At 59.7% G+C, this 16,458-nt stretch carries 14 protein-coding genes and 1 pseudogene; 5 read left to right on the top strand and 10 right to left on the bottom strand.

Translation table 11 applies throughout. The features are described from left to right. Positions 1-321: 321 nt before the first annotated feature. Positions 322-1,851, top strand: a complete 1,530-nt coding sequence (locus tag KW837_RS26405; protein ID WP_218399081.1) for an FAD-dependent oxidoreductase — start codon at positions 322-324, stop codon at positions 1,849-1,851. A gap of 131 nt (positions 1,852-1,982) precedes the next feature. Here the strand turns inward: KW837_RS26405 and hemB are convergent, their stop codons facing one another. Both hemB and KW837_RS26395 read right to left on the bottom strand, forming a co-directional pair. Further along, positions 1,983-2,957 (bottom strand): porphobilinogen synthase, encoded by a 975-nt coding sequence (hemB, locus tag KW837_RS26400; RefSeq protein WP_192343275.1) that lies wholly within the window; start codon positions 2,955-2,957, stop codon positions 1,983-1,985. Between the two features lie 247 nt (positions 2,958-3,204). Then, positions 3,205-3,912: a glutathione S-transferase family protein gene (locus KW837_RS26395; protein WP_218399080.1), complete on the bottom strand. Its 708-nt coding sequence runs from the start codon at positions 3,910-3,912 to the stop codon at positions 3,205-3,207. Positions 3,913-4,291: 379 nt separating this feature from the next. On the opposite strand from KW837_RS26395, the gene KW837_RS26390 reads away from it, so the two are divergent. Beyond that, positions 4,292-4,966 carry a histidine phosphatase family protein gene (locus KW837_RS26390; protein ID WP_218399079.1) on the top strand — a complete coding sequence of 225 codons (675 nt, stop codon included), beginning with the start codon at positions 4,292-4,294 and terminating at the stop codon, positions 4,964-4,966. Between the two features lie 106 nt (positions 4,967-5,072). On the opposite strand, the gene mnmH is transcribed toward KW837_RS26390, so the two are convergent. Continuing rightward, complete coding sequence (mnmH, locus tag KW837_RS26385) at positions 5,073-6,176, bottom strand: tRNA 2-selenouridine(34) synthase MnmH (RefSeq protein ID WP_218399078.1); 1,104 nt, start codon at positions 6,174-6,176, stop codon at positions 5,073-5,075. Beyond that, positions 6,176-7,210: a selenide, water dikinase SelD gene (gene selD, locus KW837_RS26380; protein WP_218399077.1), complete on the bottom strand. Its 1,035-nt coding sequence runs from the start codon at positions 7,208-7,210 to the stop codon at positions 6,176-6,178. The genes mnmH and selD overlap by 1 nt, the downstream gene beginning before the upstream one ends. A 501-nt stretch (positions 7,211-7,711) precedes the next feature. Between selD and KW837_RS26375 the strand changes: the two genes are divergently transcribed. The 3 genes from KW837_RS26375 (at position 7,712) to KW837_RS26365 (ending at position 10,263) form a co-directional block, all read left to right on the top strand. Beyond that, complete coding sequence (locus KW837_RS26375; RefSeq protein WP_218399076.1) at positions 7,712-8,668, top strand: nucleoside-specific channel-forming protein Tsx; 957 nt, start codon at positions 7,712-7,714, stop codon at positions 8,666-8,668. Positions 8,669-8,692: 24 nt separating this feature from the next. Continuing rightward, the gene (locus tag KW837_RS26370) at positions 8,693-9,727 is read left to right on the top strand and encodes a purine nucleoside permease (protein WP_218399075.1); all 1,035 of its coding nucleotides are present in this window, start codon (positions 8,693-8,695) and stop codon (positions 9,725-9,727) included. A gap of 308 nt (positions 9,728-10,035) precedes the next feature. Next, the gene (locus tag KW837_RS26365) at positions 10,036-10,263 is read left to right on the top strand and encodes a DUF6555 family protein (RefSeq protein ID WP_008071169.1); all 228 of its coding nucleotides are present in this window, start codon (positions 10,036-10,038) and stop codon (positions 10,261-10,263) included. 69 nt (positions 10,264-10,332) lie between these two features. On the opposite strand, the gene KW837_RS26360 is transcribed toward KW837_RS26365, so the two are convergent. The 6 genes and pseudogenes from KW837_RS26360 to KW837_RS26340 form a co-directional block, all read right to left on the bottom strand. Continuing rightward, positions 10,333-10,497, bottom strand: a complete 165-nt coding sequence (locus KW837_RS26360; protein WP_218399074.1) for a metallothionein — start codon at positions 10,495-10,497, stop codon at positions 10,333-10,335. Positions 10,498-10,833: 336 nt separating this feature from the next. Then, positions 10,834-11,589 carry a methyl-accepting chemotaxis protein gene (locus KW837_RS29180; protein WP_371317174.1) on the bottom strand — a complete coding sequence of 252 codons (756 nt, stop codon included), beginning with the start codon at positions 11,587-11,589 and terminating at the stop codon, positions 10,834-10,836. A gap of 102 nt (positions 11,590-11,691) precedes the next feature. After that, positions 11,692-12,510: pseudogene (locus KW837_RS29175) on the bottom strand (cache domain-containing protein); the annotation flags it as partial. Positions 12,511-12,656: 146 nt separating this feature from the next. Then, entirely contained in the window at positions 12,657-13,973 is a 1,317-nt protein-coding gene (locus KW837_RS26350; RefSeq protein WP_123497885.1) for a Na+/H+ antiporter family protein, read from the bottom strand. 504 nt (positions 13,974-14,477) lie between these two features. Continuing rightward, entirely contained in the window at positions 14,478-15,791 is a 1,314-nt protein-coding gene (locus tag KW837_RS26345; protein ID WP_218399072.1) for a sensor histidine kinase, read from the bottom strand. Further along, on the bottom strand, positions 15,788-16,456 hold the full coding sequence (locus KW837_RS26340) for a response regulator transcription factor (RefSeq protein ID WP_218399071.1): 669 nt from the start codon (positions 16,454-16,456) through the stop codon (positions 15,788-15,790). The genes KW837_RS26345 and KW837_RS26340 overlap by 4 nt, the downstream gene beginning before the upstream one ends. Between the last annotated feature and the right edge of the window lie 2 nt (positions 16,457-16,458).

Below are 16,458 nucleotides of genomic sequence, written 5' to 3'. Positions count from 1 at the left end.
ATCAAAATCCGTTGAGCCGGGTTAACCATACGATCAATGGCATGGCGCAGGCTATGACTGTGGCAGTCGCGGACTGTTCCCCCTTAGCGCTGTAGCAGCTGTCGAGCTTGCGAGGCTGCGTTCGGCTGCGCAGCAGTCGTAAAACCAGAGATTGCGGTGCGTCAGGCAGACCGCGTCAATCGGATTCACGACTGCTTCGCAGCCGAACGCAGCCTCGCAAGCTCGACAGCTGCTACACGCGTGGTTTTCCGTTGGGCAGCCGGGAGGCCAGTGCATTCGGGCTGAACCATACTTGATCCACATACTGCGGAGGACAGGCTCATGAACCGTAGCGACGTGCTGATCATCGGCGCCGGCCCGACCGGGCTGGTACTGGCGCTGTGGTTGAGCAAACTGGGGATTCGGGTACGGATTATCGACAAGACGTCGACACCCGGCACCACTTCACGTGCACTGGCGGTACAGGCGCGAACGCTTGAACTGTATAGCCAGCTCGACCTCAGCGACGCCGTTGTGCAAAACGGCCATAAAGTGGCCGCAGCGAATTTCTGGGTCAAGGGCGAACCTGTCGCACGCCTGCCGCTGAGCACCATCGGCGAGGGTCTGACGCCCTACGCGTTTCTGGAAATCTATCCGCAAGACGAGCACGAACGCCTGCTGATCGAACGCCTGGAGGCCTTCGGTATTACAGTGGAGCGCGATACCGAACTGCAAAGCTTCGAGGAAACCGGCGACGGCATCACCGCCCGGCTGCGCTTGCCCGATGGCCAGCAGGAAACCTGTCAGGCCTGTTACCTCGCAGGCTGCGATGGCGCCCGGTCGATTGTGCGCAAGACGCTGGACACCGGTTTTCCGGGCGGCACCTACCAGCAGATTTTTTACGTGGCGGACGTGCAAGCTCGCGGCCCCACATTCAACGGTGAACTGCATGTGGATCTCGACGAAGCCGACTTCCTCGCCGTTTTTCCCTTGTCCGACGAAGGTCGCGCCCGACTGATCGGCACGGTTCGCGACGAGCGCGCCGACCGTGCCGAAACCCTCCAGTTTGCAGACGTCAGCAGCCGGGCCATCGAGCATCTAAAAGTGCAGATCGATCAGGTGAACTGGTTCTCGACCTACCGCGTGCATCACCGGGTCGCGGATCACTTTCGCACGGGGCGCGCGTTTCTGTTGGGTGACGCCGCCCATGTCCACAGCCCGGCGGGTGGCCAGGGCATGAACACCGGGATTGGCGATGCGATCAATCTGGCCTGGAAACTCGCGGCAGTGTTAAGCGGTGGCGCCTCGGCCAAACTGCTCGACAGTTATGAAACCGAGCGCATCGCCTTTGCCCGGCGATTGGTGGCGACTACCGACCGGGTATTCAGTTTTGTCACCGCCGAAGGGCGAATTGCCGACGTGCTGCGCACCCGCGTGGCACCCTTTTTGATCCCGAAAATGACATCGCTGGAAGCCGCTCGAGAGTTTCTGTTTCGCACGGTGTCGCAGACCACCCTCAACTATCGCGGCATGCCGTTGAGCGAAGGCGTTGCTGGCCATGTTCACGGCGGTGATCGCCTGCCTTGGGCCCACGACGGTGAAGGGGACAATTTCGAGTCGCTGAAAAATCCGACCTGGCAGGTGCATGTGTATGGCGATACCAGCGACGAGATGATCGCCTGGTGCACCGAGCATCACCTGCCGTTGCAGGTGTTCGACTGGCGGCCGGCGTTTGAAGCGGCGGGACTCACACGCAACGGGTTTTACCTGTTGCGGCCGGATACCTATGTAGCGATTGCCGACTACAGCGCCGATCCGAAGGTGATCGAGCGGTATTTCCGGGATCACGGGATTCGGCCGTTCTTCGGCTGACCCCAAGAACGACGAAGATCAAATGTGGGAGCGGGCTTGCTCGCGAAGACGGCGTGTCAGTCACCATAAATATCGACTGACACGCCGTCTTCGCGAGCAAGCCCGCTCCCACAGTGATTATGTGGTGGTCTTTAGATCCCGGCCAGGGCCAGGTCCATCGCGAAGTAGGTGAAGATCAAATCCGCCCCGGCCCGTTTGATCGCCCCCAGGCTCTCACGCACCACTCGGTCTTCATCAATCGCCCCGGCCTGGGCGGCGAATTTGATCATCGCGTACTCGCCACTCACCTGATACGCCGACAGCGGCAAACGCGAGGCTTCGCGGATGTCGCGGATGATGTCCAGGTACGCGCCGGCCGGTTTGACCATCAGCGCGTCGGCGCCTTCCTGTTCGTCCATCAGCGATTCCCGCACGGCTTCGCGGCGGTTCATCGGGTTCATCTGATAGCTTTTACGGTCGCCCTTCAGCGCACTGCCGCCGGCCTCGCGGAACGGGCCATAAAGCGCCGAAGCGAATTTGGTCGAATAGGCCATGATTGCGGTCTGGCTGAAACCCGCTGCATCAAGCGCCCGGCGAATGGCCTGGACCTGCCCGTCCATGGCCGCCGACGGTGCGATCACATCAGCGCCAGCGCGGGCAGCGGCTACGGCTTGTTTGCCGAGGTTGATCAGGGTCTGGTCGTTGTCGACTTCGTGGTGGTGCAGCACGCCGCAGTGGCCGTGATCGGTGTACTCGCAGAAACAGGTGTCGGACATCACGATCATTTCCGGCACGGCGTCTTTGGCGATGCGCGACATGCGTGACACCAGGCCATTGTCGCTCCAGGTATCGCTGCCATTGCTGTCCAGATGATGGGACACGCCAAACGTCATCACCGACTTGATCCCGGCCCGAGCGTAACGCTCTATCTCGCCAGCCAGCTTAGACTCGGGAATACGCATCACCCCGGGCATGCTCTTGATCGGCACGAAATCGTCGATTTCTTCCTCGACGAAAATCGGCAGCACCAGATCATTCAAGCTGAACTCGGTTTCCTGGAACAGGCTGCGCAGGCTCGCATTGCGGCGCAGACGGCGTGGACGTGCTTCGGGGAACTGACTGGGCATGGGGCTTCCTGAAAAAACAGCGGAAAAGACGAAACTTATAGGGGGCAAAGCTTATGCCCTGCAAGATGCGGCGCACAAACCTCGATCGCTCAAGACTGCGTTGCCGCGGCGGCAACAATCCCCGCATCCAGCACAGAACCCTGTGGGAGCGGGCTTGCTCGCGAAGGCGGCCTACCATTCAATATTAATGTCGACTGACCCATCGCTTTCGCGAGCAAGCCCGCTCCCACAGGTTCAGTGCGATAACTCAAAGGGGTTGCTTGGGGATTTCCAGCCCGCGAATCACCGCCGGCCTTGCCAGAAAACGCTCCAGAACGCGGGTAACATTGGGGAAATTCTGGATGCCGACCAGGTCGCCGGCTTCGTAGAAGCCGATCAGGTTGCGCACCCACGGAAAGGTCGCGATGTCGGCGATGGTATAGCGCTCGCCCATGATCCAGTCGCGCCCTTGCAGACGGCCATCAAGGACTTGAAGCAAGCGCTTGCTTTCCTCAACGTAGCGATCACGGGGACGCTTGTCTTCGTAGTCCTTGCCAGCGAATTTGTTGAAGAAACCGAGCTGGCCGAACATCGGCCCGATACCGCCCATCTGAAACATCAGCCACTGAATGGTCTCGTAACGCGCCGCCGATTCCTGCGCCAGCAGTTGCCCACTCTTGTCGGAAAGGTAAATCAGAATCGCCCCGGACTCGAACAACGCCAGCGGATGGTCCCCCGGACCATGGGGGTCGAGGATTGCCGGGATCTTGTTATTGGGGTTCAGCGAGAGAAATTCAGGGGACAGCTGATCGTTGGTGTCGAAGCCCACACGATGCGGCTCGTAGGGCAGCCCGATCTCTTCGAGCATGATCGAAACCTTGACGCCATTGGGCGTTGGCAAGGAATAGAGCTGGATCCACTCCGGGTATTGCGCCGGCCATTTTCGAGTGATGGGGAATGCAGACAAATCGGTCATAAGGGGCATCCACGGGAAAAACGGAGTGAAGATCATAATGTAGAGCTGCCGAAGGCTGCGATCTTTTGGCGTCCTCAGGGGGGCGCCGAAGAGAAAGATCAACAGATCGCAGCCTTCGGCAGTTCCTACAAGGAGTAAGGTGTGTGCCGTGTCCATAAATCCGCAACATCCAGTCGATAACCTTTTCCCCAATCCGTTCAAGGTTGCCGTTAAAGTGTCGGGCACCTCACTCGGATCGAACCAAAGGGCTTCAGAGGACTCTGAGCATTGCCCTGTAGGAAACGGACCGGGTCAATGACATGGAATACACCCGATGCTGGGAGCTCGCGGTGTCAAGGTTTGTCAGCCTTAACCGAATACGCTGAAGATGACCTATTCGATGATGAACGCATTGAAATTCGCCAAACGCTTCAAGCATCGCGCCTATATCTTCCTGCCCTCCCTGCTGGCGGTCAGCGCGTTGTTTTTGTCGCTTGAGTCCAGTGAAAGCCGCGCCCAACCGGCGGACGGCACCCAGACGCTGGTATTCCTGCGCCACGCGGAAAAACCCGCCGGCGGACTGGGCCAGCTCAATTGTCAGGGGTTGAATCGCGCCATCGACCTGGCCACCTTGTTGCCGGAAAAATTCGGCAAGGCCAACTACGTGTTCGCCGCCAACCCGACACGCAATGTCGAGGAAGGCGAATTCGATAACTCCTACAGTTACATCCGCCCCCTGATGACCATCAGCCCCAGCGCGATCAAGCTCGGCTTGCCGGTGAACATCGAATTCTCGGCCAACGACACCAGCGACCTGGCGGATGAACTGCTCCACGACAAGTATCACAACTCGGTCATTTATACGGCCTGGTCCCACGGCTACCTGCCCGAGCTGATCAACAAGGTCGCCGGGGAAGCGGTCGGCGAGAAACAGAACATCACCGATGATTGGGCATCCAGCGACTACGACTCGCTGTACGTGCTCACACTGACCTGGCACAACGGCAAGGCCAGCCTGCAGAGCCACAGCTACAAGCAAGGTCTGGATAACGGTCAGGAGACTTGTCCGACGTAAGCGGTCGGGCGTTTGTCAGGGCCTCTTCGCGGGCAAGCCTCGCTCCTACAGGGGATCTCACTGTAGGAGCGAGGCTTGCCCGCGAAGAGGCCAGCAAACCCGCCACCTAAACTTGCTTGTTAGCACGCTCCCGCAGGTATTCAAGCACCGCCCCCCGCTCCCCGACAAACTCGATCCGCGAACCCTTCTTCTCCCGCTGAAACGCATACATCGGGTCGTAATATTCGCGCAGTAACCCTTCGATCCAGCTTCGGTGCAAATCCACCGCACCGCTGTTCGCCTGTTCTGCCAGCGCATCTTCCATCAAGGTCAACATCCGCTGATGGCGTTCGCCGCCCAGCCTTTTCTGGACATTGTTCAGGCTCGCCAGCAAACGCTCGGAAAACAGCGCGAAGCCTTCATCGCCATACACTTCGATGAACTCGGCGCACAAATCCACCACGTAATCACGCAGGATCCGTTCAACACGCCCTTCCAGGCTGTCCTCCAGCCAAACCATCGGAAATTGCTGCATGCCCTGATACAGCGGCAACGGCAAGGCGCAACTGCCGACCATACGGCTCTCGTCTTCCAGCACGAACTGTTCGATACCGCGGGCACGCTTCTTCAGCACATCCACGGCCAGGCGGTTTTCAAAGTCGATGTTGGAGGGTTGGCCGGTGGCGCGTTTGCCGAAGCTGGAGCCGCGATGATGGGCGTGGCCTTCAAGGTCCAGCCCATTGCTCAATTGCGTGAGTACCTCGGTCTTGCCGGTGCCGGTCATACCGCCCAGCAAAACGAAATCGCACTGGGCAATGGCCTGATCGAGCGTGTCGAGCAAGAAGGTGCGCATGGCCTTGTAGCCGCCACCGACCCGCGGATAGTCGATGCCCGCTTCATCCTTCAGCCATTGCTGAACGATCTGCGAACGCAAACCGCCGCGAAAACAATACAAATACCCCTCTGGATGCGCCCGGGCAAAATCGGCCCAGGCCTGGATGCGCTCGGCCTTGATCTCGCCGGCCACCAATTGATGTCCCAGCGTGATGGCTGCTTGCTGACCTTGCTGCTTGTAGCAAGTGCCGATCCGTTCCCGCTCAAGGTCATTCATCAGCGGCAGGTTGACCACACCGGGGAATGAGCCCTTGAGGAATTCGACCGGCGCGCGGGTATCCATCATCGGCCGGTCATTGAGGAAGATGTCGCGGTAATCGGTGAAATCGATGGACATCAAAACACCTCTACCGCGTTAGTCTGTCGCTCAACCAGTTCGCCGATCGGCTCAAGGGTCAGACCGAGTTCGGCTGCCACCATCAAAAACTGTTCATTGCCCTCAGGCGTGACCGCAATCAGCAGGCCGCCGCTGGTCTGCGGATCGCAGAGCACACGTTTGTGCATTTCCTGAAGCCGCCCGAGTTTGCTGGCGTAGCTGTCGAAATTGCGCAGCGTGCCGCCCGGCACGCAGCCTTGATCAAGGTAGTACTCGACACCCGGCAGGCGCGGTACACGGTCATATTCGATGCGGGCGGTCACGTTGCTGCCGTCGGCCATTTCTACCAAGTGCCCGAGCAGGCCGAAACCGGTGACGTCAGTCATCGCGGTCACACCGTCGAGTTTGCCGAAACGGCTGCCGGGTTTGTTCAGGGTGCACATCCAGTCACGGGCCAGGCCGATGTCGGCATGGCGCAACTTGCCCTTCTTCTCGGCCGTGGTGAGGATGCCGATACCCAAGGGTTTGGTGAGGTACAGCAAGCAACCGGCGGTGGCGGTGTCATTGCGCTTCATATGGCGTTTTTCCACCAGTCCGGTCACGGCCAGGCCGAAGATCGGCTCCGGCGCGTCGATGGAATGGCCACCGGCCAGTGGAATCCCCGCCTCGTCGCAGACCGAACGCCCGCCACGAATCACTTCCCGGGCAATCTCCGGCGCCAGCACATTGACCGGCCAGCCGAGGATCGCAATCGCCATCAACGGATCGCCACCCATGGCGTAGATATCGCTGATGGCATTGGTGGCGGCGATACGGCCGAAGTCGAACGGATCGTCGACGATCGGCATAAAGAAATCGGTAGTCGAGACCACGCCGCGTTCTTCGTCGATGGCATACACCGCCGCGTCATCGCGCGAGGCGTTGCCGACCCAGAGTTTCGGGTCCAGGTTTTGTGCGCCGCTGCCGGCCAGAATCACCTCCAGCACCTGGGGTGAAATCTTGCAGCCACAGCCTGCGCCGTGGCTGTATTGGGTCAGACGAATCGGCTCGCTCATCGGGGTACCTCATGAAGTCAATGCCGCCGATTCTAACAGAGCACTGGTGCGACAAGGCGCTCCGCCTGGCACTGACCTTGTGGGAGCGGGCTTGCTCGCGAAGAGGGAGCGTCAGTCGGCATTAATGCTGTTTGGCACACCGCCTTCGCGAGCAAGCCCGCTCCCACATGAATTGCGCAAACTAACTGGCATTAGGGTTGCCCCCTCTCCACAAAAGCTCTTTGCCACAGATCGGGTTACTCGTCTGACAGTCGACACCACTTTGGTGCATATCCCTGCCAGATCCCCTTCGCCCTGAAAACCACTCCTTCTGCTCATCTCCCCGAAATCCTTGACCAAAAGGACAGTAAAACTACCAATTCCCTCAATTTTTCAGCACCTTGAACAAAACTGGTATGCCTTGTGCAAACGTTTGCGAGTCGCCGATACCGGCCTGTTCGCCACCTAACCGCGTAAAACCCGCACCACCGGGCTTTCGATCCGCACGAAAAGGGACTTTTAATGCATTGCACCTCCAGCCGCGTGACTTGCTCGCGCACTTTTGCTGTTTCCTTGCTGCTGGCCAGCGTTACAGGACTACTCAGCAGCCACGTTTTGGCCCAACCGGCCAGCACCGAAGAATCCGCTCAGGGCGAAGCCCTCAGCCCTGAAGCGAGCCCGCCGAAAAAAGGCGCCTACCTATCGGACTGGTTCAATCAGGACCTGACCGTCATCGGCAGCAAAGACATCAGCTTCGGCCCGCAACCGGCCGACGACATCTACCTGGAATATGAATACTTCGGCCGCAAAGGGCCGTTCGAGTTGTACGGCTACATCGACATTCCGAAGATCTTCGACATCGGCAACAGCCATGACAAAGGTGTCTGGGACCACGGCTCGCCGGTGTTCATGGAGCATGAACCGCGGATCTCCATCGATTACCTCGCCGGCCGCAGCCTGGCCGTCGGGCCGTTCAAGGAGTGGTACGTGGCGTTCGACTGGATCTACGATCACGGCAGCAATAGCGCCAATCGCGCCAACACGCTGTACAGCGGTCTGGGCACCGACATCGACACCCATTCGCGGGTCAATCTGTCAGCCAACTTCTACGGCCGCTACCAGTGGGAAAACTACGGTGCCAGCAACGAGTATTCATGGGACGGCTACCGCGCCCAGCTCAAATACATCGTGCCCATCAGCAGTTTTAGCAACGGCGCTTCGTTGACCTACATCGGTTTCACCAACTTCGACTTCGGCTCCGACCTGCACAAGGACAACCCGGCCCGCACCGCCAACGCCACCGTGGCCACCAACGTGTTGCTCTACGCCTTCACCCACTTGCGTTTCACCCTGGTCGGCCGTTACTTCCACAACGGCGGCAACTGGGACGACGGCAGTGAATTGAATTTCGGCGACGGTGACTTCCGCGCCCGTTCCAACGGCTGGGGCTACTACGCCGGTGTCGGTTATCAGTTTTAAGGCTCATTTGAATAAGGAGGTTTTATGAAGGCAATGACCCGTTTTTCCCTGTCCGTCGGTTTGGCCATGAGCACCCTGCTCTCTTCTTCTGCCTGGGCGGTTGACACGCCGATCCAGCCGAAAGTAGTGCTGATCACCATGTTTGCCCCCGAGGCGCAGAACTGGATCGATCGCCTGGAGCTCAAGCAAGAAGTGCGCGTACCGGGCCTGTCCGCCGAGTACCCGAATATTCGCTGCAACACCCGACAGGTGTGCCTGATGGTCACCGGCATGGGCCAGACCAATGCCGCGGCCTCGACCCTTGCCCTGGCGCTGTCACCGAAATTCGACCTGCGCAAAAGTTACTTCCTGATCGCCGGGATTGCCGGCATCAGCCCGCACCACGGCACCATCGGCACCACCGCGTGGGCGCACTACCTGGTGGAGTTCGGCACCCAGTGGGAGCTGGATTCCCGGGACGCGCCGAAAGACTGGCCGACCGGTTACCTGGGCATCAACACCAAAAGCCCGAACGAAAAGCCACCGCTGGACTACAAGACCGAAGTGTTCGAACTCAATCCGAAGTTGCAGGCCAAGGCGTTCGCCCTGAGCCACAAGGTTCAGCTGAGCGAGAGTAAGGAATCAGCGGCATGGCGCTTGAAATATCCGTCGGCCCCGGCCAATCAGCCACCGGTAGTGACCCAGTGCGACACGCTGGCGGGTAATACCTGGTTTTCCGGGACGCGCTTGAGCGAGCGCGCAGAAGTCTGGACCAAGCTGTTGACCAATAACGAAGGGGTGTATTGCACGACTCAGCAGGAAGACAACTCCACCTACGAGGCGCTGCTGCGCGCCAGCCGCGAGGGGCTGGTGGACGTCCGGCGTCTGGCGGTGGTGCGCGCCGGTTCCGACTTCGACCGGCCGGCGCCGGGCCAGAGCGAGGTGGATAACCTGCTCAAATACGCCGATCAAGGTGGGTTTGTGCCGGCGCTGGAGAACCTGTACCGCACGGGGAATCCGTTGGTGCAGGAGATTTTGACCAACTGGTCGGTTTGGGAGAAAGGTGTTCCCGAAGCTTGATCTGACAAAACACAACCCCTGTGGGAGCGGGCTTGCTCGCGAAGGCGAACTGACAGTCAACGTGGATGTTGAATGTGAAGCCGCCTTCGCGAGCAAGCCCGCTCCCACTTTAGTAGCATTACGGCAACCACCCCAGGCATGTTCAAGTCAGGCGGCGTAGCCTTACGCCAGGATCATCAGGAGTCAGGAACGCTCCAGTATCACGAGGCGCCCGGCTGTCGCCAGTCACTGTCACCGTCCGACAATTCGACTGAATTTTCGCCGCGCCTCGTGATCCCTCTATAACTACAGGGAGGAATACGGGTTTTATGAACAACGCAAAACTTTTCGTCATTGAATACACCCTTCATGGCCAGCCCAAGTCTTTCATTATCCGCCTCGACAAAATGGACAATGCAGAGGCTTGGCACTGGGCAAGTTGCGATGCCGGAGTAGGCCGGATCCCGCGCTTTGGCCGTGAGAGGGTGCAAAAGACCAGCAAACCGCTGGCAGAGAAATTCGGCATCGAGAATGTGACCTGGCGACCGGCCAGTTGAGCGTCAAAAAGGAGGGGAAAGATTCAAACCGAGTGGAGCCTGGACGGCTCCACTTTTTTGGCTGAACGGTCAGTGCTTTGCACACTTGCAGCCTTTGGTGGCGCATGCTTCGTCGTGTTCGTGATGTTTGGCGCAGGCTTCACAGCAATAGTGCTTGCCGTGACGCGCGATCGGATGTTCGCCCAGTTTGCAGGAACATTTGGGGCAGTCGCAGATACTTTCACTGTCGATCATGAGTCTGACTCCATTGTTGTGGTCGTCAAAGTGCCGCGGGTGCGCGACACCTGAAGCAAATGACCGCTCGTCCCCCAAACGGGTTCAAACAAACCCTTGGACGGTGTTTGCTTACTAATGAGGGTAGTCGCGATGCAGCTACTCATGGGCGAACACTGCCCTGTGGTGAGGGGAAGCACAGCACCTGTAGGAGCGAGGCTTGCCCGCGAAGAACGAGGACACGTAATACCTGAAAAACCGCGGCGCATTCTTCGCGGGCAAGCCTCGCTCCTACAGGTTCTGCGTCCTGATTTACCGGCATTGGGGGCAAGCCCCTCGCCACACGAGCAACATCGATCAAATACGGAATTGCCCGACCAGTTGCCCCAGGCGCTGACCAAGGTCGGCCAGGCTGCGCGAGGTCTGGGCGCCGAGTTGGGTTTCGTCGGCGACGCTGTCTACGGCCACGGCGATCTGGTGCACGCTGCGGTTGATCTCTTCGGCCACGGCGGTTTGCTCTTCGGCGGCGCTGGCGATCTGGGCGTTCATCGAGTTGATGGTGCCGATCAATTGGGCCATGGCGTCCAGAGATGCCCCGGCCTCGTTGGCCTGGGCCGACGTGCCGTCGCCGGCCTCGCTGGAGCGGCGCATGGCTTCGACCGCCGATTGGGTACCGGCCTGCAAGCGGTCGATCATGCTCTGAATTTCCTGGGTGCTGATTTGCGTGCGACTGGCCAATGCACGCACTTCGTCGGCGACCACCGCAAAACCACGCCCGGCCTCACCGGCGCGGGCGGCTTCAATAGCAGCGTTGAGCGCCAGCAGGTTGGTCTGCTCGGCAATCGAACGGATCACCCCGAGCACGCTGACAATCGACGACACGTCTTTCTGCAGGCTGTCGAGCGACACGCCGCTGCTGCGAATGTCATTCACCAACGCATGAATCTTCACAATGCTGCCGGCCACCACACGCTTGGCGGCCTGGCCTTCTTCGTCGGTCTGCTGGGCAGCGACCGCCGCGTTTTGTGCACTCTTGGCCACTTCCTGGGCCGCCGCCGACATTTCGTTGATCGCCGTGGCTACCTGATCGGTTTCGTGACGCTGACGCTCCATGGCCTGATCCGAACGCTGGGCCTGATCGGACACCTGATTCACCAGCCCGGTCAGTTGCGAGGTCATTTCAGTGATCTGCCGTACCAGACCGTGGATCTTGTCGACGAAACGGTTGAACGAGCCGGCCAGTTGGCCGAGTTCATCCTGGCTGGTGATGGTCAGACGCCGGGTCAGGTCGCCCTCGCCTGCCGCGATGTCGTCGAGGTTGGCTTTCATCAGGTTCAGCGGACGCAGAATGGTATTGGCCAGCAACATCCCAGCGGCAGCGATCAACAACAGCACCACCACGGCAATCCCGACAATGCTCAGCACCACGCCTTGCATGCGCTCCTGGACCTTGGCCTCGACCACCGCCACTTGGGCTTCGATGCCGTCAAGGTTGACCGAGGTGCCGACCGCCATGTCCCACTTCGACAGGTACTCGGTGTAGCCGAGTTTGGGCACCAGCACCTGGGTGTTGCCGGGCAGCGGCGAGCTGTATTGCAGGTAGTGAGTACCGTCCTTGGCGACTTTCACCAGGTCACGGTTGACGTAGACGCCATTCGGGTCGCGGTTGTCCTTGAAGCTCTGGCCCACGCCTTCGGGGCTGCTGGCCTTGAACAGGCGCACGGTATTGGAGTCGTAGCCGAAGAAGTAGCCGTCCTTGCCATAGGTGATGCTCGACAGCAATTTGATCGCCTGCGCCCGTGCTGCGTCATCGCCGGGGGCGGCCGCGTCGTAGAGCGGTTTGATCGTGGTCATGGCCACGGCAACGTAACTTTGCAGGGTTGCCTTGGCATCGCTGAGCAGGCGCTGACGGGTTTCCTCGACTTCCTTGCGGGCCTGCTCCTGGAGAATGAACAATGTGGTCAGGCTGATGACCAGCGCAAAGAGCAGCACCGGGAGGACGGCAAGGGACAGGACTTTAGCCTTCAGGCTCATGCGCATGACGTTCACTCTTTTGATTTTGTTGGCGTGGTTAAAGGCTATAACGGCAGGCCAACGTAAAACTGTAGGAGCCAGGCTTGCCGGCGAAGGCGTCCTCGAAATCGCCTTCGCCGGTAAGCCTGGCTCCTACGGGAGCGAAATCAGAGAACCATCGCCGCCACCCAACCAAACACCAGCAGCGGCAGGTTGTAGTGCAGGAAGGTCGGGACCACGGTGTCCCAGATGTGATGATGCTGGCCGTCGATATTCAGACCGGAGGTCGGGCCCAGGGTCGAATCCGACGCGGGTGACCCGGCATCGCCCAACGCACCGGCGGTGCCGACGATGCACACGATGGCGATCGGGCTGAAACCCAGTTGCACGCACAACGGCACGAAAATCGCCGCCAGAATCGGTACGGTGGAAAACGACGAGCCAATGCCCATGGTCACCAACAATCCGACCAGCAGCATCAACAGCGCTCCGATGCCTTTACTGTGGTTGATCCACGACGCCGAGGACTCCACCAGCGTCTGCACATGACCGGTGGCTTTCATCACTTCGGCAAACCCGGACGCGGCGATCATGATGAAGCCAATCATCGCCATCATCTTCATGCCTTCGGTGAACAGGTCATCGGTGTCGCGCCATTTGACGATGCCCGACACCGAAAAGATCAGGAAGCCCACCAGCGCCCCGATAATCATCGAGTCCAGCAGCAACTGAACAATGAACGCAGCGGCAATCGCCAGACCGGCGATCATCAGGCTCATTGGGTTGTACTGCACCGCGACCTGTTCGACTTTCTCGATTTTCTCGAGGTCGTAAACGCGTTTCTTGCGGTAGCTGATGAACGCCGCCGCGAGGCCAAACACCATGCCCAGCGCCGGAATGCCCATGGCATGGGTGACATTGATACCGCTGATGTCTACCCCGCTACGGGCGACGTTGGCCAGCAGGATTTCATTGAGAAAGATGTTGCCGAAGCCCACGGGCAGGAACATGTACGGCGTGATCAGACCGAACGTAATGACGCAGGCAATCAAACGACGGTCCAGTTGCAGTTTGGTCAGCACATATAACAGTGGCGGCACCAGCAACGGGATAAAGGCGATATGAATCGGCAAAATGTTCTGGGAGGCGATGGCCACCACCCACAGCAGGCCGATCAGCAGCCATTTGACGTTTCCGCCACCGTTGGCGTGCTGGCGATCGACCATGGCCAGGGCCCTGTCGGCCAGCGCATGGGCCAGGCCGGACTTGGCGATGGCCACCGCGAACGCGCCGAGCAAGGCATAGGACAACGCAACAGTCGCCCCGCCGCCGAGGCCGCTGTTGAAAGCTTTAAGGGTCGCGTCGATGCCCAGGCCACCGGTCAAACCACCGACCAGCGCCCCCACAATCAGCGCGATCACCACATGCACGCGGGACAGGCTGAGTATCAGCATGATGCCGACCGCGGCAATTACTGCATTCATTGTTGTTACCTCAAAGCAGCGCGGTGAGGCAATCACCGCCAAACGGAATGAGTCCGGCCGGCAGTCTGTATGAGCGCCGCCAGCGGATTAGGAGAAATGGGTTTTATTAGAGGGCGCGCACTGTGCCGGACCGCTGCTGCCTTGTCAAAGCCAACACCTGTAGGCGCTGCCGAAGGCTGCGATCTTTTGATTTTCAACGACCTCGATGACGCCAGAAGATCAAAAGATCGCAGCCTTCGGTAGCTCATACAGGGTGTGAATCAGTGGCATAAGGGTATGAGTTGTGTCAGGCGACATTGATATTGACTGTGCCGCCGCTATCGCGAGCAGGCCCGCTCCCACAGGGTTAGCGGTTGTCCGCAAAATTTGCAGGCGATACAGATCCAATGTGGGAGCGGGCTTGCTCGCGATGGCGTTGTGTCAGGCGATATCGATGTTGACTGTGCCGCCGTCTTCGCGAGCAAGCCCGCTCCCACAGGTAAAGCAGTGTTCTTTGGATCGGAGTCAGCGTTTGGGCAGTTCGATCGTGACTTTCAACCCTTCCCACTCGCTTTCCTGCAACTTCAACACCCCGCCCCACGTATCGACGATGTCGCGCACGATGCCCAAGCCCAAGCCATGCCCATCCGTCTGTTCATCCAGCCGGGTACCGCGGCTGAACACCTGAGTGCGCTGCTCTTCGGGAATTCCCGGCCCATCGTCTTCCACGCTCAACTCAAACCCTTCAGCCGTTTCGACCACGCTCAGCCGCACCTCGGCATCCGCCCATTTGCAGGCGTTGTCCAGCAGGTTGCCGAGCAACTCCAGCAAGTCTTCGCGATCCCACGGCAGTTGCAAACCGGCAGGCGCGCGGTAGCTCAAGTCGAGGTGTTCGCCGTGGATCATGTTCAACGTGGCTAACAACCCCGGTAGCTCGGCATCACAATCGAACAACGCTCCCGGCAGTGCATCCCCGGACAGCCGGGCGCGGTTAAGTTCGCGATTGAGCCGTTGCTGAACCTGTTCCAGTTGCGCCTGCATGACTTTGCGCAACTGCGGGTGAGCATCGAGTTTTTCGCTGGAAGCCAGGCTCAACAACACCGCCAGCGGGGTTTTCAAGGCATGGCCGAGGTTGCCCAAGGCGTTGCGTGAACGCTTGAGGCTGTCTTCGGTGTGGGCCAGCAAATGGTTGATCTGCGCCACCAGCGGTTCCAGCTCCAGCGGTACTTCTTCGTCGAGTTGCGAACGCTGGCCCTGCTGCAATTGGGCGATTTGCTCGCGAGCCTTTTCCAGGGGGCGCAAGGCGCGGCGCACGGTGATCCGTTGCAATAGCAAAATCAACAACAGCCCCGCCAGCCCCAACCCCAGACCGACCTGCTGCATGCGCCGAAAGCTCTCGCGCACCGGGGTGTAGTCCTGGGCGACGCTGATGGAAATCGCTTGGCCCAACCGGCGATAGTCCGAACGCAACACCAACAACTGCTGGCCTTCCGGCCCCAATTGCAGATTGCTATGCAGGCCAGGATGTTCAAGCTGCGGAAGCTCCTGATCCCATAACGAGCGGGAGCGCCAATGGCTGTTGGCGAAATCGATACGGAAGTAATGCCCGGAGAACGGTCGCTGATAGGCTGGCGACAAATGCCGCTCATCCAGTTGCAAACCCTGCGGCCCACGCACCAGCGCCACCAGCAGGTTTTCGCTGTCGTTGCGCAACCCGTCTTCGAGGTAGCGTTGCAACCCCATTTCGAACAGCCACAGGCTGGTTTGCGCCAGCACCAGGCCGACGATCACCATCACGCTGATCAGGCCCAGGCTCAAGCGGCGCTGGATCGACTTCACTGGGCTTGCCCGCCGAACAGGTAACCCTGACCGCGACGGGTTTCGATCACGCCGCGGCCGAGCTTGCGTCGCAGGTGGTTGACGTGAACTTCCAGCACGTTGGAATCGCGCTCGGTTTCACCGTCGTAGAGGTGTTCAGCGAGGTGGCTTTTGGAAAGGATCTGTTCAGGGTGCAGCATGAAATAACGCAGCAGGCGAAACTCGGCGGCGGTGAGCTGGATGTCCGCACCGTCGCGGGTCACGCACTGGCGACCTTCATCCAGATGCAAACCGGCGGCCTTGAGCGTCGGCTGATTGGCGTGACCGTGGGAGCGGCGTAACAATGCCTGGACTCGCAGGTGCAGCTCTTCGGGGTGAAACGGTTTGGTCAGGTAATCATCGGCGCCGGTCTTGAGACCTTCGATCCGCTCAGCCCAGGAACCGCGCGCGGTGAGGATCAGCACTGGCGTGGCCAAGCCGCCGGCCCGCCATTGCGCCAGCACGTCGAGCCCCGGCAAACCCGGCAGTCCCAAGTCAAGGATGATCAGGTCATAAGGCTCGCTGCTGCCCTGGTACACCGCATCGCGGCCGTCGGCCAGCCAATCCACCGCGTAACCCTGCCGGTTGAGGCCGGCCATCAATTCGTCGGCCAGCGGCACGTGGTCTTCCACCAGGAGCAAACGCATCG

The sequence above is a fragment of the Pseudomonas sp. PDM24 genome, from assembly GCF_019218905.1.
GTDB lineage: Bacteria > Pseudomonadota > Gammaproteobacteria > Pseudomonadales > Pseudomonadaceae > Aquipseudomonas.
Note: the sequence above shows the minus strand (reverse complement) of the source record. Positions and strands in the feature narration are given on the sequence as shown.